We start from the raw sequence: 22,405 nt of genomic DNA, 5'->3' as shown, positions 1-22,405 counted from the left end.
ATCAGGTTACACATCCTGCTGCTGCAGGATGATGCACGCTTCCAGCCCGCCAGCTGCCCGGTTACGCAACTGCAGGCTACCCGCCATCTGGCTCACCAGCTGGGTGGCGATCGCCAGGCCGAGCCCGGTCCCGCCGGTGTGGCGATTGCGCGAACTCTCCACGCGGTAGAAGGGCTCCAGCACCGCCTGTAACGCCTCCTCCGGGATGCCAGGCCCGTTATCACGCACCCGAATCTCTACGCTGTCACCCTGGGGCGAACAAAGTTCAACCTCCGCTTCGCCGCCAAACTTGAGCGCATTATCGATCAGGTTGGTCATGATGCGCCGGAGTGCCTGCGGCCGCACGGCGAAGGTGTCATGGCCGGTGCACGGCACAAAGTTCACCGCTTTACCGACATCCTGATAGTCACAGACTACGCTATCCAGCAGCGCGTTGAGGCTGACGCTCTGGCGCTTCTCCTCCAGCACTTCCGATGAGCGTGCATAGGCGATGCCCTCGCGCACCAGGCGGCTCATGTTATCGAGATCGCTCAGCAGTTTGTCGCGCAGCTCAGGCTGCTCCGCCATCTCCACCCGCAGCTTCATGCGCGTGATCGGGGTTTGCAGATCGTGGGAGATGGCCGCAAGGATTTGCGCACGCGCTTTAAGGTGATCCTGAATCCGCAGCTGCATAGCGTTAAACGCACGCGCCGCCTGCTGCACTTCATCCGGGCCGTGCTCTGCCATCAGCTGTGCGTGGCTGGCGGCCGGTTTGAGCGCATCAACCGCCTGGGTAAAGCGCACAAACGGTCGCACCACCTGCCGCACCGCCAGCCATGCGCAGCACAGCAGCAGCAGCAGCTGACCCATCAGCACCAGCGGCAGCCAGCGCGCAATCGCCGGCATGCGCGGCCAGAGATCGAGCGTGAGCGGCGCGCCGTCATGCAGCGTCAGATGCACCTGAATATGCTCCCGCGGCCCCGGAATCGCATGAATGCTCATCTGATAGCGCCCGCCAAGCGTCTCCTGCAGTGAGCGTACCGCGTCGCGCGTGCGCCAGCCGGAGGGATACGGCCCCGCTTCGCCCGGCGACAGACTGTAGCGATAGTTGCCGCGCGCCAGCTTCGCCAGCCAGCCCGGACGCTCGTCCGCCGGCAGACGATCGAGGATTGCCACGCTGGTCGCCACATCGTACTCCAGGTTGCCCAGCATCACGCTTTTAGCGCTGTTCATGCGTTCAATCAGCAGGCTTGCCAGCGTGAGAGTATTCGCCAGCAACAACCCGCCCAACACGATAATCAGCAGGCGTGACAGCAGCGATCGCGGCCATAGCCTCATTGATGCGCCTCTTTAATCACCACCGTGCTCGCCAGTACGTAACCTTCGCTGCGTACCGTTTTGATGTAGGCCGGTTCACGGGCATCATCGCGTAACCGCTGGCGCAGCCGGCTAACCAGCAGATCGATCGAGCGCTCAAACAGCTCCGCGTCGCGGCCCTGCGTCAGGTTGAGCAGCTGATCGCGATTCAGCACGCGCTGCGGATGGTCGAGAAACACGCGCAGCAGGCGGTACTCTGCGCCACTCAGCGCCACAATCACGCCGTCGCTGTCCAGCAGATGGCGCGCGGAGGTATCCAGCTGCCACTCGCCAAAGGCAATGATTCGGCCGGCCCCGGTAATATGTAAATTCGGCGGCAGCGCCCGGGTACGGCGCAGGATCGCTTTGATGCGCGCCAGCAGCTCACGCGCCACAAAGGGTTTGATCAGGTAATCATCCGCCCCCATCTCCAGCCCGAGAATGCGATCGGTCTCTTCGCTGCGGGCAGTAAGCATCAGTACCGGCAGGTTCTGCCGGGGATCGCTGCGCAGCTGACGGCACAGCGTCAGGCCATCGTCACCCGGCATCATGATATCCAGCACCACCAGATCCACCAGGCTGCTGCTCAGCACGGCGCGCATCTCGCGGCCATTGGCCGCACCGGTGGCGCGGTAACCGGACTTAATCAGATAGTCGGTTATCAGTTCGCGGATATCCCGGTCATCATCCACCACCAGAATGTGATCAACGTGCTCCAAAACAGCCTCCTGTCAGCCACTTATGCAAAAAAGACCGGCACGCGATGGCCGGTCCGGGTCGTGAATTACTCCGCTACAGTGCGGCCGCATCCTCAACGGCTTGCACAAACGCCTGCGGTGCTTCCGCTGGCGGATTGTGTCCGATATTGCCCGTGAAGGTGCGATGCTGGTAGCTGGCGCTGAACCTGGTGCGGTACGTCTCCGGTGCCGGGTGCGGCGCCCCGTTATTATCCCCTTCGATGGTGATGGTGGGGACGCGAATTGTCGGTAACGTGGCTAATGTTTTCTCATAAGCGGCATATTTTTGCTCGCCTTTTTCCAGGCCCAGGCGCCAGCGGTAGTTGCTGATAGTGATCGCCACCTGATCCGGATTATCCAGCGCTTTGGCGCTCTGGTTAAAGGTGGCATCGCTGAATTTCCAGCCGGGCGATGCCTGCTGCCAGATCAGTTTCGCAAAGTCGTGTGTATGGGCAGCATACCCCTGCTGACCGCGCTCAGTGGCGAAATAGAACTGATACCACCACTGCTGTTCGGCCTCTGGCGGCAGCGGTTTTTTACCCAACTGCTGGCTACTGATCAGATAGCCGCTGACTGACACCAGCGATTTTACCCGTTCCGGCCATAGCGCCGCGACGATGTCCGCGGTGCGTGCGCCCCAGTCAAAGCCGCCCAGCACGGCCTGCTTGATATTGAGCGCATCCATCAGCGCCACGACGTCCGCTGCCATTGCCGAAGGCTGGCCGTTACGCGGCGTTTTATCCGACAGGAAACGCGTGCTGCCGAAGCCGCGCAGATACGGCACGATCACCCGATACCCTTTTGCCGCCAGCGCCGGTGCCACCTGAGCATAGCTCTGGATATCGTACGGCCAGCCGTGCAGCAAAATCACCGCCTGGCCGTCACGCGGACCGATGTCCACATAGCCTGTGTTCAGCACGCCCGCGTTGATCTGCTGCACGTGGCTGAAGTCAGCGGCGTAATCGTGTGAGGCCGGGGTGGCGGCAAACGCGGTGCCTGCCGCCGTGAGAACCAGCGTTGCCAACAGAGTCTGACGTAACAGTGTTTTCATAATTTATCTCCGGGTAATCAGTGCGGTGCAATCTGTACGGGCACGTTAAAGGTGATGGTTTTGCTGTCGATCGGTTTATGCGTAGGATCGGCAAGAATAAGGGTGACCTTGTGCGGCCCGACAGGCAGACCGACCAGAATCACCGGCTCACCGCTGGTGTCCGCCCAGTGCCACGGGTTGTCATCCACGATGACGTGAATGTGGCCGATGCGCGGCGTGATTTTCAGCGCTTCCTGGCCAAACACGGGCTCGATGCGCAGATTTTCTGCCCGGTACTGGATAAACACCGCGCCCTTGCGCAGCGGTCCGGCCAGCGGCGCATCGACAATTAATCGCGCAGGCGGCTGGGGATGATCCAGTGGCGCCACGGCCGCCGGGCCGAGCACGTCAGCAGCGCTCAGTCGCTCCGCCCAGGCGCAGGTCGCAGAGGCGCCCATCAGTAACGTTGAAATAAACAGTCGGGTTAACATCGTGGTATCTCCATGCATTCGGTTGATGCGTACAGAAGACCACGGCGATGTATGGCGGATATGTACAGACTGGCGGGTTATGCAACGGCGTGTGTGCTGTGTGGCGGGAGATACAGTGTGATACAAATTGATGTTTACCCCGCCCGGGGGCGGGAAAATTAATGAGTTAAGCGGCCCTTCGACGTTGAAATAATTCGTCCGGCTTAATCACGCAGGCGGCGAAATGATATGGCGCGCAAAGCGGCACGCGCGAGAGCTTCGCTCGAATCAATTAACGTCATTTCCTGCCAGATCGCGCTGTGTTTTAACAAACTCAACTCTGTGCGAGCCAGAATAATGTGCGTAGCGCCCTGTTGCTTCCAGCTACTTACGGCGTCCGCTAACTGGCGCATTGATAGTTCAGTCACGCTTTTTGTGGCTTTTATCTCGTTAATGCAGCGTGTCACTAACTGTTGGGTGGATGCAGCTATATTGACGATCTCGGCGTGCTGTTGCGTAAGCGCATCCTGATACAGCCTGCTCTGGTACAACATTTGCGAACCGAGCACAACGACCTGCTTGCCCTGAGGCGCAATATGCTTAAGTGTGGCATCAATAATCGCGCTGAATCATCGTAGCTGGATGTATAACCGCCACGACGAAGGCAAGCTTTGTGTACTGTACTGTACTGCACAGCCCGCCTGCGTATGCGTGGCAAGGCGCACAGTTGTCGCATCACGTTCGAATTCACGAAAGCGCTGAGTTAGGTTGCCAGCGGAAAGGCAGCGGTCAGCCCGGAAATAGCTGTGCGGCTTGAGGCGGGGCCGGGTATGGCAGGCATAGGGTGCGATCTTTTTTTGCTGGCGCAATAACCCGATCACAAAACCCTGTGCCTGTCTTTTTGTGGGGATTCCTCAGCCCTGTGGGCCACTGCTCTTCGCGAGCATTTTGCGGTAATTGTTCAGCCATTTGCCGCTGGTCAAACGCCACCAGAAACAGATACCGCGCACCGTCCAGTCGAGGAACATACCGAGCCAGACGCCAATCACCCCCATGCCCAGCACAATGCCGAGCAGATAACCGGCCACCACGCGCGCGCCCCACATACTGAACATCGATACATACATGGTGTACCGTGCGTCGCGCGCGCCTTTTAGCCCGGCCGGCAGCACCCAGGAGGCGGTCCAGATAGGCATAAAGGCAGCATTCAGCCAGATCAGGTGTTTGGTTACCTCAATCACCTGCGGATCGCGGGTGTAGAATCGCGCCAGCGTGCCCGCCAGCGGCACGGTGATAAACGCCAGCGTACATAGCCCAATCATCGCCAGCCAGAATACGTGCTTGATCTGCCGCTCCGCCTGCATCACCTGATTTTTCCCTAAGCGCCTGCCGGTGATAATGGTCGACGCAGAACCCAGCGCGTTGCCCGGCAGGTTAATCAGCGTGGCGATGGAGAAGGCAATAAAATTACCGGCGATCTCATTGGTGCCCATGCCGGCGACAAAAATCTGCGTCAGCAGTTTGCCGCCGTTAAACAACACCGATTCGATACTGGCCGGTACGCCAATCCCCAGCACTTCCATCAGGATGTTGCGATCCCAGCGGCGGAAATAGCTGGCCAGCGTGATTTTCAGCGCCGGACTGATGCCGCGATACAGCACGTAAATGGCCGACGCCGCGCCGATATAGCGTGAAATGGTTAATCCCAGCCCGGCACCGACAAATCCCATCCCTTCCCAGCCGAGCGCACCGTAGATCAGCACGCTACTGATGATGATATTCAGGATATTCATGCCGCCGTTAATCAGCATCGGAATTTTAGTGTTGCCGGCACCGCGTAACGCGCCGCTGCCTATCAGCGCAATCGCCGCCGCCGGATAGCTCCACGCGGAGGTTTGCAGATAACTGAGCGCCAGCTCTTTGACCTGCGGCTCGGCGTTACCGGCAATCACATCCACGATCAGATGTCCCCAGAACTCGATGGCGATGACCAGCACAAACGCCAGCACCGTCATCAATCCCAGCGACTGCCGCGTCGCCGCACGCGCACGCTTGCCGTTGCGTTTGGCCAGGCTGAACGCGACCACCACCGTGGTACCGAGATCGATGGCGGCAAAAAAGGAGATGATCACCATGTTAAAGCTGTCAGCCAGCCCAACGCCTGCCATCGCCTCTTTGCCCAGCCAGCTCACCAGAAAAGTACTGAGAACCCCCATCAGCATCACGCACAGGTTCTCAATAAAGATGGGCACCGCCAGTGGGGTGATTTCACGCCACAACAGCGTGCGATAAGCACGGCGTTTGGGATACCACGCCGTGTTTCTGATCGCCCGCATTACTGCTACGCCAGGATTTTGCAAGGGAGTACCAAATCACTTTGGTTAAGAAGTAGAGTAATAATGATGATAGGCTGCTAACGATTATGCAAAGTGTTTCCCGTCACCATTTAATCATTATTACAAACTTTTTGCTGACTCCCCGCCCGCGCCGACGCTGCCGCCCAGATAGGCGCTGCGCACCTCTTCGTTGTGCAACAGTTCGCTGCCGCTGCCGCTCAGACGAATTTCGCCATTGACCATTACATAACCGCGATCCGCCAGTTGCAGCGCGTGGCGCGCGTTCTGCTCCACCAGAAACAGCGTCATGCCCTGCTGCGTCAGCTCGCGCAGGATGCTGAAAATTTGCTTTACCACCAGCGGGGCCAGCCCCAGGCTGGGTTCATCCAGCAGCAGCAGACGCGGCCGGCTCATCAGCGCGCGGGCGATCGCCAGCATTTGCTGCTCGCCGCCGGAGAGCGTCATTGCCCGCTGTTTTCGCCGCTCCAGCAGGCGTGGAAACAGCGTGTACATGCGTTCTTTATCCTGCTTCATGTAGCGCTCGCCGATGGCGATGGTGCCCATCAGCAGGTTCTCTTCCACCGTCATATCCGGAAAGATGCGCCGTCCTTCCGGCGCCTGAGCAATGCCGCTGGCGGCGATAAAATGGGTCGACCGCTGGCTGATGGCTTCTCCGCGCAGGCGAATTTCACCGCTGGCAATGCGCGGCTGACCAAAAATCGACATCAGCAGCGTGGATTTTCCCGCACCGTTGGCCCCAATCAGCGCGACGGTTTCCCCTTCCGCCACGGTCAGCGACACCTGCTTCAGCGCCTGCACCGGGCCGTAAAACACATCCACCTGTTCAAACGCCAGCATTGCTTCAGCCATGCTCGCTCTCCTCTTCCGCGCCGAGATAAGCGGCGATCACCTTCGCATCGTGTCGAATCTGCTGCGGCGTGCCCTGGGCGATCACGTCACCGTGATCCAGCACGACGATGTGATCGGAAATGCGCATCACCATCGGCATATCGTGTTCAATCAACAGCACGCTGATGCGATGATCAGCGCGCAGCTGATGCAGAATCTGGCTCAGCGCCTCGGTTTCGACCGGATTAAGCCCCGCTGCGGGCTCATCCAGGCAGATCAGCTCCGGCCGGGTGCACATGGCGCGCGCAATCTCCAGCCGGCGCTGCTGGCCGTAGGAGAGCGTGCCGGCCAGCCGGTTGGCACTGCTGACCAGATCAACGCGCTCCAGCCAGTAAAAAGCGCGATCGAGCGCGCGACTCTCCGCCGCACGATAGCCACGGGTATTGAGAATGCCGGCCAGCAGCTGACGGTTGACCTGCATATGCTGCGCCACCAGCAGGTTCTCCACCACCGACATCTCGCGAAACAGGCGGATGTTCTGAAAGGTGCGCGCCAGACCGGCGCGGTTGACCAGATGTGCGCCGCCAAACATCTTGTACCAGATACGCGAGCCCAGCCGCGCCGGCCGCAGCCAGTCACCCGGCTGAATCTTCTGGCCCAGCACCTGAATCACATCGGTGCTGCGCTGATGGGCATTGAGCACAATGCGACCGCCGCTGGCGCGATAAAATCCCGTCAGGCAGTTAAATACCGTGGTTTTGCCCGCGCCGTTGGGGCCAATCAGCGCGGTGACCGAGCCGCGCTCTACGCGCAGGCTGACATCATTCAGCGCTTTGATGCCGCCAAAGCGCATCATCAGGTTATCCACCTGCAGGATGGCATCACTCATGGCGTACTCCTTTTCTCAGCGGCACCCCGACGCGCGCGGTGCGTACCAGGCCGCGCGGACGCCAGATCATCATCAGCACCATTAACATGCCAAACAGCAGCACGCGGTACTCGGCAAAGCTGCGCAGCAGCTCGGGCGCCACCGTCAGCACAAACGCGGCCAGCACCACGCCAAGCGTCGAGCCCATCCCGCCCAGCACCACGATGGCCAGAATCAGCGCGGACTCAAAAAAGGTAAACGAGGTGGGATTAACGAACCCCTGATAGCTGGCGAAAAATACCCCGGCAATACCGGCGGTTGAGGCGCCGAGCATAAAGGCCGACAGCTTCACCAGCACGTGATTCAGCCCCATGGCGCGACAGGCGATTTCATCTTCGCGCAACGCTTCCCACGCCCGGCCAATCGGCATGCGCGTCAGCCGGTGCTTGATAAACAGCACCAGCAGCACCACCAGCACCAGCACGACGTAGATAAAGATGAACTTCATGTTGGGGTTGTAATCGAGATGCAGAAACTGGTGGTACGGTATGCCGCCCTCTTTTGCCCGGCGGGCGAATTCAAGGCCGAGAAAGGTGGGTGACGGCACCGAGACGCCGTTCGGGCCCCCGGTGAACGACAGCCAGTTATTCAGCACCAGCCGGATAATTTCACCGAAGCCGAGCGTGACGATAGCCAGATAGTCACCGTGCATGCGCAGCACCGGAAAGCCCAGCAGCGCACCGGCCAATGCCGCCAGCAGCGCAGCGATGGGGATCATGCTCCAGAAACCCAGCCCGAGATACTGATAGCCCAGCGCCAGCCCGTAAGCACCAATGGCGTAAAACGCCACATAGCCCAGATCGAGCAGCCCGGCGAGGCCGACCACGATATTGAGCCCGAGTCCCAGCAGCACGTAGATCAGCCCGAGAATCGCCACCGTCAGCAGATACTTACTGGAGAGAAACGGAAACGCCAGGGCCACAACCAGCAGCAGCGGTATTATCCAGCGCAGGCGCGAGCGGTACCCGGGTTCACGCACGTATACGCCGTCATCGTTACCTTCAAAGTTGCGCAGAAAACGGCGCCCCACGGCGGTATGCAGAAACAGCCCCAGCAGCAAACGTCCTGCCATCACCACCGCCACCAGCAGCGCCACGCGCAGCGGCGACAGCGTAAAACTGTAGCCGCTGAGCACCACGCCCACTACCGGGCCGAACACCACCAGCGCGACGGCACCGGCCAGCAGCGTGTCGAGCAGCACCTGACGGATGCCGCTTGTTTGCGTCATTGCATTCATTCTGGCTTCCTCACACTTTGGCGACCAGCGGCCGGCCCAGCAGTCCCTGCGGACGGAAGATTAAAATCACCACCAGCAGCGAAAACGAGAACACATCTTTGTAATCGGAGTTCACCAGCCCGGCGAACTGCGCCTCGGCCACGCCCAGCAGTAAACCGCCCAGCATCGCACCGGGCAGCGAACCGATGCCCCCCAGCACCGCCGCGGTGAAGGCTTTGATGCCGATAATGAAGCCGGCGTAGAAATCAAACGTGCCGTAGTTCATGGTAACCAGCACCCCGGCCAGCCCGGCCATCGCCGCGCCGATGACAAACACCAGCGAAATCACCCGGTCGGTATTGATACCGAGAATCGACGCCATGCGCCGATCCTGCTGGACCGCACGGCAGATACGGCCCAGTTTGGTGCACTGGATAATCCAGGTCAGCAGCGCCATCCCGCACAGCGCTGCCACCAGGATAAACACTTTGGTCCAGGTGATTTGCACCACGCCGCCGTCGATCTCCATACGCAGCACGCCACTCAGCAAGGTGGGAATGCCCTGCTGATTCGGTCCCTGACTGAGCTGCACATAGTTCTGCAGTATCAGCGACATACCAATGGCAGAGATCAGCGGTGCCAGCCGGGTGGAATTGCGCAGCGGACGATAGGCAATGCGCTCAATGGCCCAGCCGTAAGCGGCGGTGACCACGATGGTGAACAACAGCGTGCCAAAGATCAGCAGTGGAAAGGAGTGAATGCCAAAGTAGCTGAGCAGCGCCAGCCCGATCGCACACAGATAAGCAGAGATCATGTACACCTCGCCGTGGGCGAAGTTGATCATGCCGATAATGCCGTAAACCATGGTGTAGCCGATGGCGATCAGCCCGTAGACCGCGCCCAGCGTCAGGCCGTTAATCAGCTGCTGTATAAAAAAGGCGTCCATATTGTCTCTCGCAGGTGGAAGGCGTGCACAGGTCACGCTCAGATGCGAACGGCCCCGCTGCGCGCGGGGCCGCAGAGCGAATTACAGCTGGTGATATTTGCCTTTGTCATCCCACTGATAGACCACGTAATCCGAGACTTTCAGGTCGCCTTTTTCGTCCCACGCCTTCTTGCCCATCACGGTGTCAACGCTGTTGGCCTTCAGCCAGTCGCTGGCTTTGGCATTGTCTTTACCTGCCGCTTTGTAGGCGGCGGCCAGAGCCTGAATGGAGGCGTAGGCGTACAGCGTATACCCCTCCGGCTCAAAACCGCTGGCGCGGAATTTTTCAATCACCGCTTTGCCATCCGCGATGGTGCGCGGGTCATTGCCGAAGGTCATGTACACGCCTTTAGTGAACTGCGGACCGCCGGCGGCAGTCACCAGTTCTTCCGTCACGATGCAGTCGCCGGAGAAGAAAGCCGCATTGACGCCCTGCTCGCGCATCTGCCGCACCAGCGGACCCGCCTCCGGATGGCAGCCACCGAAATAGACCACATCCGGTTTCACCGCGCCGATTTTGGTGACCAGCGCGTTGAAGTCTTTTTCACCGCGCGACAGCCCCTCATACAGCACCTCTTTGACGCCGCGTTTCTCCAGCGCCGCTTTGGTGGCATCCGCCAGCCCCTGACCGTAAGTATCTTTATCGTGGATCACCGCTACTTTCTTCGCTTTCAGCGTATCGAGAATATAGTTAGCGGCAATTGTCCCCTGCTGGTCATCACGCCCGCACATGCGGAACAGGGTTTTCATGCCGCGTTCGGTGATTTGTGGATTGGTTGAACCGGGCGTAATCGCCAGTACGCCCGCCTCGTCATACACCTCTGAGGCTGGCATGGTCGAGGATGAGCAGAAATGGCCCACCACCGCCATCACTTTGTCCTGATCCACCAGCCGGTTGGCAACGGCCACCGCCTGCTTGGGTTCGCAGGCGTCATCGCCCTGCACCAGCACAATTTTTTCACCGTTTATGCCGCCCGCCGCGTTAATGTCCGCCGCGGCCTGGCTGGCGCCCTTCCAGTATTGTGTACCGTACGTAGCATTCGGTCCGGTAAACGGACCGGCCACGCCAATCTTTATGTCAGCCTGCGCGTAGAACGCCATGCTTAAACAACCTGCCATCACCACCTTCAATGGGTGTTTTATGAATTTCAAAGACATGCTTTCAATCCTCAACGGGTCAGGAACGGAGCCATACCACGGCCTGGGAGAAATCAATCTGAAACACTTCGAGAGCAGTGTGGTCAGCGCGACCACGGTTGAAATTTAAGCAAAAAGCTCGCCAGAGAAGACAATCGGTGACAATTTTTTTGCAGCGGCATCGCAGCCGGGCGGAAAACGTGCGATGTGGCCTCCCTGCACCTGATAAACATAGCCAGCCTTTTGCCGCCTACCAGCACCGTGATGGTGCAGAATGCGGTCGATCACAGATTCTTCATCGTGATGAGAGGTTTATCCGCTATGCTCTGGTCAAATCGGTCCAACTTGCTGAAGGAGAATCTATGAATACGCAACGGAACGGATTGACCACTGAACAGGCGCTGGATCAACTGGAGCGTCTGTATGACGACGCGGTTGAAGCGCTGCGCAACGCCATTCGCACGTTCACTGCCAGCGGCACACTGCCGGACGCCGGGCTGCGCCAGCAGGGGCTGTTTGTCTATCCGGAGCTGCGCATCACCTGGCAGGGTGAAGGCCCGCAGCAAAATCGCACCCGCGCCTGGGGACGTTTTACCCACACCGGCCGCTACAGCACGACCATCACGCGCCCGGCGTTGCTGCGTCACTATCTCAGCGAACAGCTGCAGATGATCGAAAAAGAGTACGACGTGCTGATTGAGGTGGGTCCGTCACAGCAGGAAATCCCTTATCCCTATGTGATTGATGGCTCCGACCTGTCGCGGGACCGCTCCATGAGCGCCAGTATTGCGCGCCATTTCCCGACGACCGAACTGTCGCAGATTGGCGATGAAACCGCTGATGGCCTGTTCAACGCCGACGCGCTGTTCCCGCTGTCGCATTTCGACGCGCTGCGCACCGATTTCTCCCTGGCGCGCCTGCGTCACTACACCGGCACCGCGGTAGAACACTTCCAGCCGTTTGTACTGTTCACTAACTACACGCGCTACGTCGATGAGTTCGTGCGCTGGGCGATTGAGCAGGTGCAGGACCCCAGCACGCCTTACGACAGTCTCGCCTGCGCCGGCGATGTGGTGATCACGGCGGAAACGCAGGACCCAACGGCGATGATGTCGGATCTGGCGTGGAAGAAGCATCAGATGCCCGCCTGGCATTTAACCTCGCCCAATCGTCGCGGCATCACGCTGGTGAATATTGGCGTCGGTCCGTCGAACGCCAAAACCATCTGCGACCACCTCGCGGTGGTGCGTCCACATGCGTGGCTGATGATTGGTCACTGCGGTGGCCTGCGTGAAAGCCAGAGCATCGGCGATTACGTGCTGGCACACGCCTATCTGCGTGACGACCACGTGCTGGACAGCGTATTACCGCCGGATATCCCGATCCCGAGCATTGCGGAGGTGCAGCGTGCCCTGTACGACGCCACCAAAGCAGTCAGCGGTATGCCCGGCGAAGAGGTGAAGCAGCGCCTGCGCACCGGTACGGTTGTCACCACGGACGACCGCAACTGGGAGCTGCGCTACTCCGCATCTGCGTTACGCTTCAACCTGAGCCGCGCGGTGGCGGTGGATATGGAGAGCGCCACCATTGCCGCACAGGGCTATCGTTTCCGCGTACCGTACGGCACCCTGCTGTGCGTCTCGGATAAACCGCTGCACGGTGAAATCAAGCTGCCCGGCCAGGCCAACCGTTTCTATGAGGGCGCGATCTCGGAACATCTGCAGATTGGCATCTGCGCCGTTGAGCTGCTGCGCGCCGAGGGTGACAAACTGCACTCCAGGAAACTACGCACCTTCAACGAACCGCCCTTCCGCTAAATCCGCTGCTCCGGCCCATGGACGGGCCGGATTACTGCTGGCAACCTTAAATTTTCAGCACCGCCACTTTTACAAACCATGCCAGTACGGCGAGGAGAGCCGGCAACATGAGGGTCCAGATCAGTCTGTCATTTAACCGTTCGAACTTTTTATCGATACGCTTCTCCACCTGACCGATCTCATTCATCAGTTGATTGCACATCAGCCCCTGTTCGGTACGCACGCGTTCCACGTCCGCTCTGGTGGCAAAATTTTCAAAACGCGCGGTCAGGACCGCGACATCCTGCTGTAACAGCCGGGTGGTGTTCGCCAGCTGTTCCACGTGTTGGGTTAATCGTACCATTAGCGGTGCTCCCTGATTTCTTAACGCCAGAAGGCGAGGCGGCAACCGATGCGGCAGCGTGCAAACGGGATAATCCATTATCTTGTCCTTCTTCAGCAACCTTGTGTCATCGCCTCACTCCACCGCTATTTAAGCAGAGCGGCAGCGATTAAACATTCCACGATCCCGCCACTGCAGGCAAAAAATTTGCGCATGGCAGAATTTACGTAGAGACAGTAAACAACAGGCCTGAAAGAGAAAAGTGGGGACGGGCAGGAATTGCGAGACATCACGCAAACAATCCTTGCGCAAATGTAACAACTTACACGGAAGCCCGGGCGGGCTTCCGTAACACAGCATCAGGCACTCAGCCAGCCGAGTTTAATCACAAACAGAATCGACAGAATCACCAGCGCCGCATTGACCTCTTTGGTGCGGCCACTCAGCAGTTTCACCACCGTCCAGGTAATAAAACCAAAGGCGATACCGTTGGCGATCGAGTATGTCAGCGGCATGGTCAGCGCGGTCACGGTGACCGGTGCCGCCGTGGTGACATCTTTCCAGTCAATTTCTGCCAGACCGGAAGCCATCAGCACCGCAACGAACAGCAGCGCTGGCGCCGTGGCGTAGACCGGCACGCTACCCGCCAGTGGCGAGAAGAACAGGCTGAGCAGGAACAGAATGGCGACCACAATCGCCGTCAGACCGGTACGGCCGCCGGCGCTGACGCCCGCAGCGGACTCCACATAGCTGGTGGTGGTTGAGGTACCCAGCAGTGAACCGAACAGCGCAGCGGCGCTATCGGCGATCAGCGCACGGCCCATTTTCGGCACGTTGCCCTGCTCATCGGCCAGACCGGCGCGTTTCGTCACGCCCAGCAGCGTGCCGGTGTTATCAAACACATCGACAAACAGGAACGCAAAGATCACGCTCACCAGGCCAACGTTGAACGCGCCGGCGATATCCAGCTGCATAAAGGTCGGCGCAATCGACGGCGGCGCAGAGAACACGCCCGCGAACGGCGTCAGGCCAATGCCCATCGAGATAAAGGTAACAACCAGAATGCCGATCAGTACGGCTCCGGTCACGCGACGCGCTTCCAGCACCACAATGATAAAGAAGCCAAGCAGCGCCAGCAGCGGACCCGGTTTGGTCAGGTCGCCCAGACCGACCAGCGTAGCCGGGTTATCCACCACGATGCCAGCCCCTTCCAGCGCAATCAGTGCGAGGAACAGGCCAATGCCTGCCGCAATCCCGGCACGCAGCGGCAGCGGAATGCTGGCGATAATCCATTCGCGAATTTTAAAAATCGACAGCGCAAAGAAGATCACCGCCGAAAGGAACACCGCACCCAGCGCGATCTGCCAGGTGTAGCCCATATGCAGCACCACGGTGTAGGTGAAAAAGGCGTTCAGGCCCATGCCCGGTGCCAGCGCGATCGGATAGTTAGCGATCAGGCCCATCAGAATCGAACCGATGGCCGCGGCCAGACAGGTGGCAACAAACACCGAGCCTTTATCCATACCGGTCGCCCCGAGGATGCTGGGGTTCACAAACAGGATGTAGGCCATTGCCAGAAAGGTCGTAATACCGGCAATGATTTCGGTGCGCACCGTGGTGTGGTGAGCTTTTAACTTAAAAAGTTTTTCTAACATCATCATCTCTCATCAGCGGAGACGGCCCGCAGGCCTGCTCTCTCTTGCCAAGGCGTTTTCCCGCTATTCCGCGCGTGGTGGCTAAGCTGACGCGGAAAAAGTGAGGAAAATTATTTTTTTATGCCGACGTTTTGCCACCGCTGGCAGCAGAACGTCGTGTGCTATCCCCTGTCCACATAGCAATTGCTATGCCACTCCCTGACGCAATCGTTTCCGTTTCAGCATGCCGTTGCGGCTAAGAAAATTCTGAACCAGAACGAGGCGCGATTATGGTGCATTGCACCACCTGCGCGCAAACGTTTTCCCGCCGTGCGCAGCCGGGGGTGAAATATTGCGGTAACGCACGCTTTCACACTCTGCCAGGCGATGGCGCTCACGTTTCTGCTGCGCGTTTCAGCAGCTTAAAAACGCCGGGTTACACTGCGTTTAACCCTTTCGCAACAAAAGAGGCAGTGCAATGAAGCCCGCGATTCTGGTCGTTGATGATGATCGTGCCATCTGCGAATTGCTGCACGATGTGCTGAGCGAACATGTGTTTACCGTTTATAGCTGTCATCAGGGGCGCGACGCCCTGGCGCTGCTGGCGCAGCATCGGGAAATCTCCCTGGTGATGCTGGATATGATGCTGCCCGATACCAACGGCCTGCTGGTATTACAGCAGATGCAGCGTCAGCGCCCTGAGCTGCTGGTGATCATGCTGACCGGCATGGGATCGGAAGCCGATATGGTGGTTGGGCTGGAGATGGGCGCCGACGACTATATCGCCAAACCCTTTAATCCCCGCGTGGTGGTGGCGCGGGCCCGTGCGGCGCTACGCCGCTGCGGGCGACTGGCGCAGCCGGAAATGGTGATTGATGAGGGCTGGCAGTTTAATGGCTGGCGGCTGGATGATGTGCGTTGTCAGCTGTTCAATCCACAGCGTGAAAGCGTACCGCTCACCCAGGGTGAATACAGCCTGCTGCGCGCGCTGGTCGGCCACGCGCGTAAGGTTCTGACGCGCGACCAGCTGCTGGAGCTGACCCACAGCGAGAGCCTCGACGTGTTCGATCGCACCATTGATGTGCTGATCATGCGCCTCAGACGCAAAATCGAGGCTAATCCGCATCAGCCGATCCTGATCCGCACCATTCGCGGACTGGGCTATGTTTTTTCCGCCGATGTGATGCGCCCGTCCGCCGCGGCGCGCGAAACGCAAATCGCCTGATCCATCCAGCGCTGCATCTCGCTCAGTGGCCGGATGCCGTCCAGCGCGTTGGCCGCATGCAGATTAAAGCTCGCGCAGGTATGGGCCAGCTTTAACGTCTGCTGCAGGCTGTAGTTCTGATGGCTGGCGTACAGCACGCCGGCGCAGAACGCATCGCCTGCCCCGACGCTGCCGACAATCTCCTCTGCCGCTAAGCACCAGGCGGGCTGCCACAGGCCGTCGCCCGCTGGCTGCTGGCCCCAGGCGCCTTCTGGTGCATGAATCACCACGCGCTGGCGCACACCCTGCGCCAGCAGCCAGCGTGCCGCCGCAGCAAACGCCGCCGGCGACGCCAGCGTACCACTGCTGCGCAGCTCGATGCCGGTGAGCGCCTGCGCTTCCAGTTCGTTAATCACCAGATAATCGAGCCAGCGCAGTGCCGGCTTCACCAGCGTCTGATACTCGCCGGCGCGCGAAACCAGATCGAGCGAGGTGAGATAGCCGCGCTGCTGCATCTCCGCCAGCAGCCGGGCACTGCGGGTACCGTACTGCGCATCGGGCTGGTCGAGCTTATCCAGTAACAACAGATAGCCGAGGTGGAAGATGCGGTGCGCGGTGGCAAGGTGAGCGAAGTGCGCCACATCGAGCTGCGCATTGGCCCCGCGCGCATGAAAAAAGGTGCGCTGACCGTCCGGCGCGGTCATCACCTGCGTCATCGCCGTGGCTGCCGCACCGGTGCGCTGCACGTGCTGACGATCCACATGATGTTCATCCAGCAGCTGCAGCAGATAATCGCCGTCGCTGTCCTCGCCCAGCATCCCCACGGCGGCCAGCGGCAGACCGACCTGCATGCGCGCCAGGGTAAACAGCACATTCAGCGCTGCACCGCCGCTGCATTTCTCGCTGTGGCTAATCTCCGCCAGCCAGCCCTGTTCTGGCCAGTGGCTGATGCGCTGCACGTGATCCACCAGCATGTTACCCGCCGCCAGAATGCCGTTGCGTGCTGCCATGTCAGGCCCTCCCGGCGCTGCCAAACACCTGCATCTGCTGGGCCACAACGCTGGCGATGTCGCGTTCGACCGCCATTAACAGTTCGGCGAACGAGTCGTAGCGCACGTCGCGCTGGGTGATTTGCGTTTCAATCGCCCCGAGCGCCGCCTGCGACATACCGGTGTAGAAGTTGATTTTGTGGATGCCGAGGCTGATGGCGCGACGGAAATCGGCGTCGCTGATGCCGGAACCACCGTGCAGCACCAGCGGAATGCCGGCCGCTGCGCGAATCGCCGCCAGACGGTCAAAATCAAGCTTTGGCTCGCCTTTGTATTTGCCGTGCGCGTTGCCGATGGCCACTGCGAGGCAGTCGATGCCGGTTGCCTGGACAAATTCCGCCGCCAGCGCCGGGTCGGTGAATTTATTGCTGTCCGCTTCGCCAAACAGCGCGCCCCCCTCATCGCCGCCCACGGCGCCCAGCTCGGCCTCAACCGAAATACCCAGCGCGTGGCACATCTTCACCACTTCCCGCGTCTGGCGAATGTTCTCGTCATAGCTCAGGGTTGAACCATCGAACATTACCGAGGTGAAGCCGAGGCGAATTGCCTGCATCACCGCATCAAAATGCAGGCCATGATCAAGGTTGAGCACCACCGGGATGGCGTTTAGCGCCGCTTCGGCACGGATAGCGGCGATTAGCGGTTCCAGGCTGACGTATTTAAAATGCACCTCGGCAATGTTGATGATAAACGGCGAACGCTGCTGCTCCGCCGCATGGAACAGCGCGCGCAGAAAGTGGGTATCGAGAACGTTGAACGCGCCGAGCGCGTAACCGTGCTGCTGCGCATGGGCGAGGCCCTGCGCCAGAGAGATCAGTGCCATGAAACACTCCTGTTATGCCAGCCAGCGGTGATATTCGTTACACAGCAGCCAGCGCGGCGCTTCATCCTCATCAATCGGATTAAAGCGCGCCAGCGGGGTAAGAAAGACGTTGTCGTGCTCATCGTCATTGGGCATGGAGACTTCGCCCACCAGCACATCGCCGTAGCCGGTTTCGCCCCAGAAGCTGTGCCAGACACCGGGCAGTAACGTGACGCTTTCGCCCGGTGACAGCCGCAGTTGGGAACCGGCGGCATGAGTCTGGCAGATGCCATCCAGCGTGACCTGTACCGGCGTATCCGCCAGCCGATCGCCGTCGCGATTGTGTAGCGTGACAATCAGGTTGCCACCGCCGCGGTTGATGATGTCTTCCATTTTTTGCGGATGATAATGCATCGGCGTCACCTGCCCTTCGCGCACGTGCATGATCTTCTCCGCATACGGTTTGCCCCACGGTTGTCCGCCGCGTGAACCGTTGCGCAGGGTAAACAGCGTCAGGCCGGTCTGGCTGAAATCATCGGCACCAAAACTGGTGACATCCCAGCCGAGGTGCAGCGCCAGCAGTTCGGCGGCGGCTGAGGTGTCCAGCGCGCGCCACTGGCTGAGACCGTAATCGGCCCACGGCGGCAGATGCACATCCTGCCGCAGAAAGAATTCGCGGGTCAGTTGCAAAATAGCGTTAACTTCGGAACGTTGCATAGCTGCGTCTCCGGCGGACGTCGCGGCGCGCAAGGTGCACCGCGACGCCCGTGTGGCTTATTTCACCGTCCAGCCTTTGTAGCTGCTGACATTGTTACGATCGATCAGCGTTACCGGAATCAGCACCGGCTTATCCGGCGCTGGCTTGCCCTGCAGGATGTCATAGCCAATCTCAACCGCTTTGGCCGCCATCACCTGCGGATCCTGGGCTGGCGTCGCGACAAACAGCGAGCCTTTGCGCTTCAGCGCCTCTTCGCCGTCTGGCGATCCATCGACGCCGACGATAAAGAATTCGTTGCGCTGCGCCTGTTTCGCCGCCAGATCGGCACCGATAGCGGTAGGATCGTTGATAGCGAATACGGCATCAATCTTCGGGTTGGCCGACAGCAGGCCGGTCATCACTTCCAGTCCGCCTTCGCGACTGCCTTTGGCGTTCTGGTTGTAAGAGAGCAGTTTGATATCCGGGTGGGTTTTCAGCTCATTCATGCAGCCTTCCACGCGGTTCTGCACCGCTGACACCGGTGGTCCGTTGATGATGACCACGTTGCCTTTGGCTTTCAGGCGGTCGGAGATGTATTTACAGGCCATAGCCCCGGCCTGGGTGTTGTCAGAGGTGATGGTGGCATTAGCACCGTCCGCAGCCACGTCCACCGCCACTACCACGATGCCGGCATCACGCGCGCGCTTCACCGCCGGCGCGATGCCTTTGGAGTCAGCGGCGTTGAGGATGATCATATCCACTTTAGCGGCAATGAAGTTGTCAATCTGCGCCACCTGCTGGCCAAGATCATAGCCGCTGGAGACCAGCGTCACGTTGACCTTATCGCCCGCCAGCTGACGCGCCTTGAGCTCCGCCCCTTTGGTGATCTGGACGAAGAACGGGTTAGCCAGATCGCCCACCGTCACGCCGATGGATTTCAGTTCTTTGGCCTGCACAAATGGCGCACTGAACAGCGTCGCGGCCAGCAGTCCGGTGATAATCGGATTAAAACGCATAGTCGATGTTCTCCTGCTTTTTTGGTTTTATGCCCTGATTGCCTTTGCCCTCACCCTGGCCCTCTCCCGCCCGCGGGAGAGGGAACCGTTCTGCGTGGTGTTCAGGTGAAGCACTTGTTTTCTAAATCTTCCCTCCGGACAGCCCCCTCTCCCGCCCGCGGGAGAGGGAACCGTTCTGCATGGTGTTCAGGTGAAGCACGTTAGTTACCTCTTCGCTCCGGACAGCCCCCTCTCCCGCAAGCGGGAGAGGGTTGGGGTGAGGGCCAAAGCCAGCGCCCGCCCCTCACCCCACGTGATGCCGCGTACGGTACTTATCGATCAGCACCGCAATAATGATCACCCCGCCCTTAATCACCAGTTGCCAGAAGTACGACACGCCCATCAGCGTCATGCCGTTGTTCAGCGTGGCGATAATCAGCGCGCCAATCAGCGTGCCGGTAATGGTGCCAATGCCGCCGACAAAGCTGGTCCCGCCCAGAATCACCGCGGCGATCGCGTCCAGCTCATAGCCCACGCCGAGGTTGCCGTTAGCGCTGTACAAGCGCGATGCGCTCATCAGGCCACCCAGCCCGGACAGCAGGCCGCTCATGGCGTAGACAAACACCAGTACCGCGCCGACTTTAATACCGGTGAGGCGTGCTGCCTGCATGTTGCCGCCCACCGCATAGATGTGCACGCCAAGCGTGGTGCGGCGCAAAATAAACCAGCACAGCGCAATCACCGCAAAGGCAATGATAATCAGCCACGGGATCGGTCCGAGATAACCGTTGCCTATCCACTCAAAGTTGATATCCGAGTTGATCACCGTGGTGCCGTTAGCCAGCAGATAGGCCGCCCCGCGCAGCGCGGTATAGGTGCCCAGCGTGACGATAAACGGCGGCAGGCCCGCCCAGGCGACCAGAATGCCGTTGAACAGCCCCATGATCAGCCCGGCTCCGAGCGCGGCGGGGATGGTCAGCCCGGCAAACGCCGGATCGAGCGACACCACCATCGCCACCACCGCCGTGGTACCCAGCATTGAGCCAACCGACAGGTCAATGCCGCCGGTGAGAATGACAAACGTCATGCCCGCCGCCAGCACAATGTTGATGGAGGCCTGACGCGTGATATTCAGCAGGTTAGCTTCAGTAAAAAAGTTCGGGGCGACAAAGCCAAATACCGCCACGATCAGGATCAGAATCGGCAAAATACCCACGGTTTGCAGCAGGTCACTCATCAACGCACGTTTTAGCGTTGGACTTTTTACGCGTGCGGTTTCACTGGTCATTCCCGTCTCCTCAGGCCTGGACCGGCTGCGCGCCGGTGGCCAGTGTCATTATGTTTTCCTGGCTAATCTGCTCGCCGCTCAGCTCGCCGGCGATGGTGCCTTCGCGCATCACGTACACGCGGTCGCTCATGCCCACCACTTCCGGCAGCTCGCTGGAGATCATCAAAATTGCCACCCCCTGCTGCGCCATCTGGTTCATCATGCGGTAGATTTCACTCTTGGCGCCGACATCCACGCCGCGCGTCGGCTCATCCAGAATCAGGATGCGCGGCGCTATCGATACCCAGCGCGAAATCAGCAGCTTCTGCTGGTTGCCGCCGGATAAGCCGCCAGCGCGCACCTGGGCGTGCGGCACGCGGATATTCAGTGATTGAATCGCCTCGCTGGCGATCTTCTGCCCTTTGCGCCGGTTAAGCAGGCCGTAGCTGGCATCGCGCTCAAGCGTGGCCATCACGATGTTTTCCTGCGCCGCCAGTTCCAGAAACAGCCCCTGCTCTTTGCGGTTTTCGGTCAGGAAACCGATGCCGCGCGCAATGGCGTCTCGCGGCGAGTGAATCTGTACTTTTTCACCGTCGATCCAGATTTCCCCGCCGGCTGGCTGATGCACACCAAAAATCAGCTGCGCCAGCTCGCTGCGGCCGGCACCGACCAGCCCGGCCAGCCCGACAATCTCCCCGGCGCGCACCGCCAGGCTGCAGGGATGCACTTTGCGGTTGTCGGTCAGATGATTTACCGCCAGACGAATTTCGCCGAAGCTAATGGCGCGATCTTTGTTGAACAGATCGCTGAGCGGACGGCCAACCATCATGCGCACCAGTTCGCTGGCGTTCAGCTGTTCGCGCGTCAGGCTGCCGACGTACTGGCCGTCGCGCAGCACGCTGACGCGATCGGAGAGTTCATACACTTCCGCCATGCGGTGGCTGATGTAGATGATCGCCATGCCTTCGCTGCGCAGGCGTTTGATCAGTGCAAACAGCTGTTCGGTTTCGCGGTTTGAGAGCGCAGCGGTGGGTTCGTCCATCACCAGGATGCGGCTGTTGCGATGCAGCGCGCGGGCAATTTCCACCTGCTGCTGCTCGGCGATGCTCAGGCGGCTCACCAGATCGGTGGCGCTGAACTGCGCGCCAAGGCGGTTAATCACCTGCTGCGCTTCTTCCGCCATCTGGCGACGCTTCACCAGCCCGCCACGGGAAATTTCACTGCCGAGAAAGATGTTCTCTGCCACCGTCAGATTCGGTGCCAGGTTGATTTCCTGATAAATCAGGGTGATCCCTGCCGCCAGCGCCTCTTTCGGGCCTCTGATGGTGTAGGGTTGACCATCGATAAGAATTTCCCCGCTGCTGGCGGTATACGCGCCGGCCAGAATCTTCATTAAGGTACTTTTACCGGCACCGTTTTCGCCCATCAGCGCGTGCACTTCACCCGGCCAGACGGTCAGGTCGACGCCTTTCAGCGCATAGAAGCTGCCGAAGCGCCGGGTAATTGCCCGCATTTCTAATATCGGTGTCGCCGCCATCTTCAGGCTCCTGCTGCCAGTGGATAGCCGCGAGTTAAGCAACGCCAGATAAATGGAA

At 59.7% G+C, this 22,405-nt stretch carries 22 protein-coding genes; 2 read left to right on the top strand and 20 right to left on the bottom strand.

The window, feature by feature from the left end:
* Positions 1-6: 6 nt before the first annotated feature.
* The 12 genes from H7K56_RS12985 to H7K56_RS12930 all read right to left on the bottom strand — a co-directional run bounded on the left by H7K56_RS12985 (position 7) and on the right by H7K56_RS12930 (position 11,311).
* Positions 7-1,317, bottom strand: coding sequence for a sensor histidine kinase (locus H7K56_RS12985; RefSeq protein ID WP_150361638.1), 1,311 nt, complete (start codon positions 1,315-1,317; stop codon positions 7-9).
* Positions 1,314-2,054 carry a response regulator gene (locus H7K56_RS12980; protein WP_150361637.1) on the bottom strand — a complete coding sequence of 247 codons (741 nt, stop codon included), beginning with the start codon at positions 2,052-2,054 and terminating at the stop codon, positions 1,314-1,316. The genes H7K56_RS12985 and H7K56_RS12980 overlap by 4 nt, the downstream gene beginning before the upstream one ends.
* A gap of 73 nt (positions 2,055-2,127) precedes the next feature.
* Complete coding sequence (locus tag H7K56_RS12975; RefSeq protein WP_150361636.1) at positions 2,128-3,123, bottom strand: alpha/beta fold hydrolase; 996 nt, start codon at positions 3,121-3,123, stop codon at positions 2,128-2,130.
* 17 nt (positions 3,124-3,140) lie between these two features.
* On the bottom strand, positions 3,141-3,593 hold the full coding sequence (locus tag H7K56_RS12970; protein WP_021509834.1) for a DUF6130 family protein: 453 nt from the start codon (positions 3,591-3,593) through the stop codon (positions 3,141-3,143).
* Positions 3,594-3,796: 203 nt separating this feature from the next.
* Positions 3,797-4,189, bottom strand: a complete 393-nt coding sequence (locus H7K56_RS12965; protein ID WP_282957661.1) for an aspartate/glutamate racemase family protein — start codon at positions 4,187-4,189, stop codon at positions 3,797-3,799.
* Between the two features lie 297 nt (positions 4,190-4,486).
* On the bottom strand, positions 4,487-5,908 hold the full coding sequence (locus H7K56_RS12960; protein WP_150361634.1) for an EmmdR/YeeO family multidrug/toxin efflux MATE transporter: 1,422 nt from the start codon (positions 5,906-5,908) through the stop codon (positions 4,487-4,489).
* 120 nt (positions 5,909-6,028) lie between these two features.
* Positions 6,029-6,778 (bottom strand): ABC transporter ATP-binding protein, encoded by a 750-nt coding sequence (locus tag H7K56_RS12955; RefSeq protein ID WP_058771132.1) that lies wholly within the window; start codon positions 6,776-6,778, stop codon positions 6,029-6,031.
* Complete coding sequence (locus H7K56_RS12950; protein ID WP_021509824.1) at positions 6,771-7,646, bottom strand: ABC transporter ATP-binding protein; 876 nt, start codon at positions 7,644-7,646, stop codon at positions 6,771-6,773. Before H7K56_RS12950 ends, H7K56_RS12955 begins: the two co-directional genes overlap by 8 nt.
* Positions 7,639-8,922: a high-affinity branched-chain amino acid ABC transporter permease LivM gene (gene livM / locus H7K56_RS12945; protein ID WP_150361633.1), complete on the bottom strand. Its 1,284-nt coding sequence runs from the start codon at positions 8,920-8,922 to the stop codon at positions 7,639-7,641. Before livM ends, H7K56_RS12950 begins: the two co-directional genes overlap by 8 nt.
* Positions 8,923-8,932: 10 nt before the next feature.
* Complete coding sequence (locus tag H7K56_RS12940; RefSeq protein ID WP_058771130.1) at positions 8,933-9,847, bottom strand: ABC transporter permease subunit; 915 nt, start codon at positions 9,845-9,847, stop codon at positions 8,933-8,935.
* Positions 9,848-9,928: 81 nt separating this feature from the next.
* Positions 9,929-10,987 carry a branched-chain amino acid ABC transporter substrate-binding protein gene (locus tag H7K56_RS12935; protein WP_021509821.1) on the bottom strand — a complete coding sequence of 353 codons (1,059 nt, stop codon included), beginning with the start codon at positions 10,985-10,987 and terminating at the stop codon, positions 9,929-9,931.
* Between the two features lie 162 nt (positions 10,988-11,149).
* On the bottom strand, positions 11,150-11,311 hold the full coding sequence (locus H7K56_RS12930) for a hypothetical protein (RefSeq protein ID WP_155519940.1): 162 nt from the start codon (positions 11,309-11,311) through the stop codon (positions 11,150-11,152).
* A gap of 74 nt (positions 11,312-11,385) precedes the next feature.
* Between H7K56_RS12930 and H7K56_RS12925 the strand changes: the two genes are divergently transcribed.
* Positions 11,386-12,840: an AMP nucleosidase gene (locus H7K56_RS12925; RefSeq protein WP_150361632.1), complete on the top strand. Its 1,455-nt coding sequence runs from the start codon at positions 11,386-11,388 to the stop codon at positions 12,838-12,840.
* 46 nt (positions 12,841-12,886) lie between these two features.
* Here H7K56_RS12925 and H7K56_RS12920 read toward each other — a convergent pair whose 3' ends face one another.
* Together H7K56_RS12920 and H7K56_RS12915 are read right to left on the bottom strand one after the other, a co-directional pair.
* On the bottom strand, positions 12,887-13,183 hold the full coding sequence (locus H7K56_RS12920) for a hypothetical protein (protein WP_150361631.1): 297 nt from the start codon (positions 13,181-13,183) through the stop codon (positions 12,887-12,889).
* A 338-nt stretch (positions 13,184-13,521) separates the two neighbouring features.
* Positions 13,522-14,820, bottom strand: coding sequence for an NCS2 family permease (locus H7K56_RS12915; RefSeq protein WP_021509817.1), 1,299 nt, complete (start codon positions 14,818-14,820; stop codon positions 13,522-13,524).
* A gap of 454 nt (positions 14,821-15,274) precedes the next feature.
* Here H7K56_RS12915 and H7K56_RS12910 point away from each other — a divergent pair, with 454 nt between their 5' ends.
* The gene (locus H7K56_RS12910; RefSeq protein ID WP_150361630.1) at positions 15,275-16,021 is read left to right on the top strand and encodes a response regulator; all 747 of its coding nucleotides are present in this window, start codon (positions 15,275-15,277) and stop codon (positions 16,019-16,021) included.
* On the opposite strand, the gene H7K56_RS12905 is transcribed toward H7K56_RS12910, so the two are convergent.
* The 6 genes from H7K56_RS12905 to H7K56_RS12880 form a co-directional block, all read right to left on the bottom strand.
* Positions 15,958-17,010 (bottom strand): carbohydrate kinase family protein, encoded by a 1,053-nt coding sequence (locus H7K56_RS12905; RefSeq protein ID WP_021509815.1) that lies wholly within the window; start codon positions 17,008-17,010, stop codon positions 15,958-15,960. The genes H7K56_RS12910 and H7K56_RS12905 overlap by 64 nt on opposite strands.
* A 1-nt stretch (position 17,011) precedes the next feature.
* Positions 17,012-17,872 (bottom strand): ketose 1,6-bisphosphate aldolase, encoded by an 861-nt coding sequence (locus H7K56_RS12900; protein ID WP_150361629.1) that lies wholly within the window; start codon positions 17,870-17,872, stop codon positions 17,012-17,014.
* A gap of 12 nt (positions 17,873-17,884) precedes the next feature.
* Positions 17,885-18,568, bottom strand: a complete 684-nt coding sequence (locus tag H7K56_RS12895) for a D-lyxose/D-mannose isomerase (RefSeq protein WP_104093164.1) — start codon at positions 18,566-18,568, stop codon at positions 17,885-17,887.
* Positions 18,569-18,625: 57 nt separating this feature from the next.
* Positions 18,626-19,564 (bottom strand): ABC transporter substrate-binding protein, encoded by a 939-nt coding sequence (locus tag H7K56_RS12890; protein WP_021509812.1) that lies wholly within the window; start codon positions 19,562-19,564, stop codon positions 18,626-18,628.
* Between the two features lie 283 nt (positions 19,565-19,847).
* On the bottom strand, positions 19,848-20,831 hold the full coding sequence (locus tag H7K56_RS12885; RefSeq protein WP_021509811.1) for an ABC transporter permease subunit: 984 nt from the start codon (positions 20,829-20,831) through the stop codon (positions 19,848-19,850).
* A gap of 10 nt (positions 20,832-20,841) precedes the next feature.
* The gene (locus tag H7K56_RS12880; protein WP_150361628.1) at positions 20,842-22,347 is read right to left on the bottom strand and encodes a sugar ABC transporter ATP-binding protein; all 1,506 of its coding nucleotides are present in this window, start codon (positions 22,345-22,347) and stop codon (positions 20,842-20,844) included.
* Positions 22,348-22,405: the final 58 nt, after the last annotated feature.

Source organism: Pantoea dispersa (genome assembly GCF_014155765.1).
Lineage (GTDB): Bacteria > Pseudomonadota > Gammaproteobacteria > Enterobacterales > Enterobacteriaceae > Pantoea > Pantoea dispersa.
This window is presented reverse-complemented; position numbering and strand designations above follow the sequence as displayed.

Excerpts from the sequence above, each read along its gene's own strand:
- H7K56_RS12920 (WP_150361631.1), bottom strand. The coding sequence starts at position 13,183 with ATGGTACGATTAACCCAACACGTGGAACAGCTGGCGAACACCACCCGG.
- H7K56_RS12935 (WP_021509821.1), bottom strand. The coding sequence starts at position 10,987 with ATGGCGTTCTACGCGCAGGCTGACATAAAGATTGGCGTGGCCGGTCCG.
- H7K56_RS12915 (WP_021509817.1), bottom strand. The coding sequence starts at position 14,820 with ATGATGTTAGAAAAACTTTTTAAGTTAAAAGCTCACCACACCACGGTG.
- H7K56_RS12925 (WP_150361632.1), top strand. The coding sequence starts at position 11,386 with ATGAATACGCAACGGAACGGATTGACCACTGAACAGGCGCTGGATCAA.
- H7K56_RS12910 (WP_150361630.1), top strand. The coding sequence starts at position 15,275 with ATGAAGCCCGCGATTCTGGTCGTTGATGATGATCGTGCCATCTGCGAA.
- H7K56_RS12985 (WP_150361638.1), bottom strand. The coding sequence starts at position 1,317 with ATGAGGCTATGGCCGCGATCGCTGCTGTCACGCCTGCTGATTATCGTG.
- H7K56_RS12880 (WP_150361628.1), bottom strand. The coding sequence starts at position 22,347 with ATGGCGGCGACACCGATATTAGAAATGCGGGCAATTACCCGGCGCTTC.
- H7K56_RS12955 (WP_058771132.1), bottom strand. The coding sequence starts at position 6,778 with ATGGCTGAAGCAATGCTGGCGTTTGAACAGGTGGATGTGTTTTACGGC.
- H7K56_RS12970 (WP_021509834.1), bottom strand. The coding sequence starts at position 3,593 with ATGTTAACCCGACTGTTTATTTCAACGTTACTGATGGGCGCCTCTGCG.
- H7K56_RS12960 (WP_150361634.1), bottom strand. The coding sequence starts at position 5,908 with ATGCGGGCGATCAGAAACACGGCGTGGTATCCCAAACGCCGTGCTTAT.
- H7K56_RS12890 (WP_021509812.1), bottom strand. The coding sequence starts at position 19,564 with ATGCGTTTTAATCCGATTATCACCGGACTGCTGGCCGCGACGCTGTTC.
- livM (WP_150361633.1), bottom strand. The coding sequence starts at position 8,922 with ATGAATGCAATGACGCAAACAAGCGGCATCCGTCAGGTGCTGCTCGAC.
- H7K56_RS12940 (WP_058771130.1), bottom strand. The coding sequence starts at position 9,847 with ATGGACGCCTTTTTTATACAGCAGCTGATTAACGGCCTGACGCTGGGC.
- H7K56_RS12900 (WP_150361629.1), bottom strand. The coding sequence starts at position 17,872 with ATGGCACTGATCTCTCTGGCGCAGGGCCTCGCCCATGCGCAGCAGCAC.
- H7K56_RS12885 (WP_021509811.1), bottom strand. The coding sequence starts at position 20,831 with ATGACCAGTGAAACCGCACGCGTAAAAAGTCCAACGCTAAAACGTGCG.
- H7K56_RS12895 (WP_104093164.1), bottom strand. The coding sequence starts at position 18,568 with ATGCAACGTTCCGAAGTTAACGCTATTTTGCAACTGACCCGCGAATTC.
- H7K56_RS12950 (WP_021509824.1), bottom strand. The coding sequence starts at position 7,646 with ATGAGTGATGCCATCCTGCAGGTGGATAACCTGATGATGCGCTTTGGC.
- H7K56_RS12905 (WP_021509815.1), bottom strand. The coding sequence starts at position 17,010 with ATGGCAGCACGCAACGGCATTCTGGCGGCGGGTAACATGCTGGTGGAT.
- H7K56_RS12975 (WP_150361636.1), bottom strand. The coding sequence starts at position 3,123 with ATGAAAACACTGTTACGTCAGACTCTGTTGGCAACGCTGGTTCTCACG.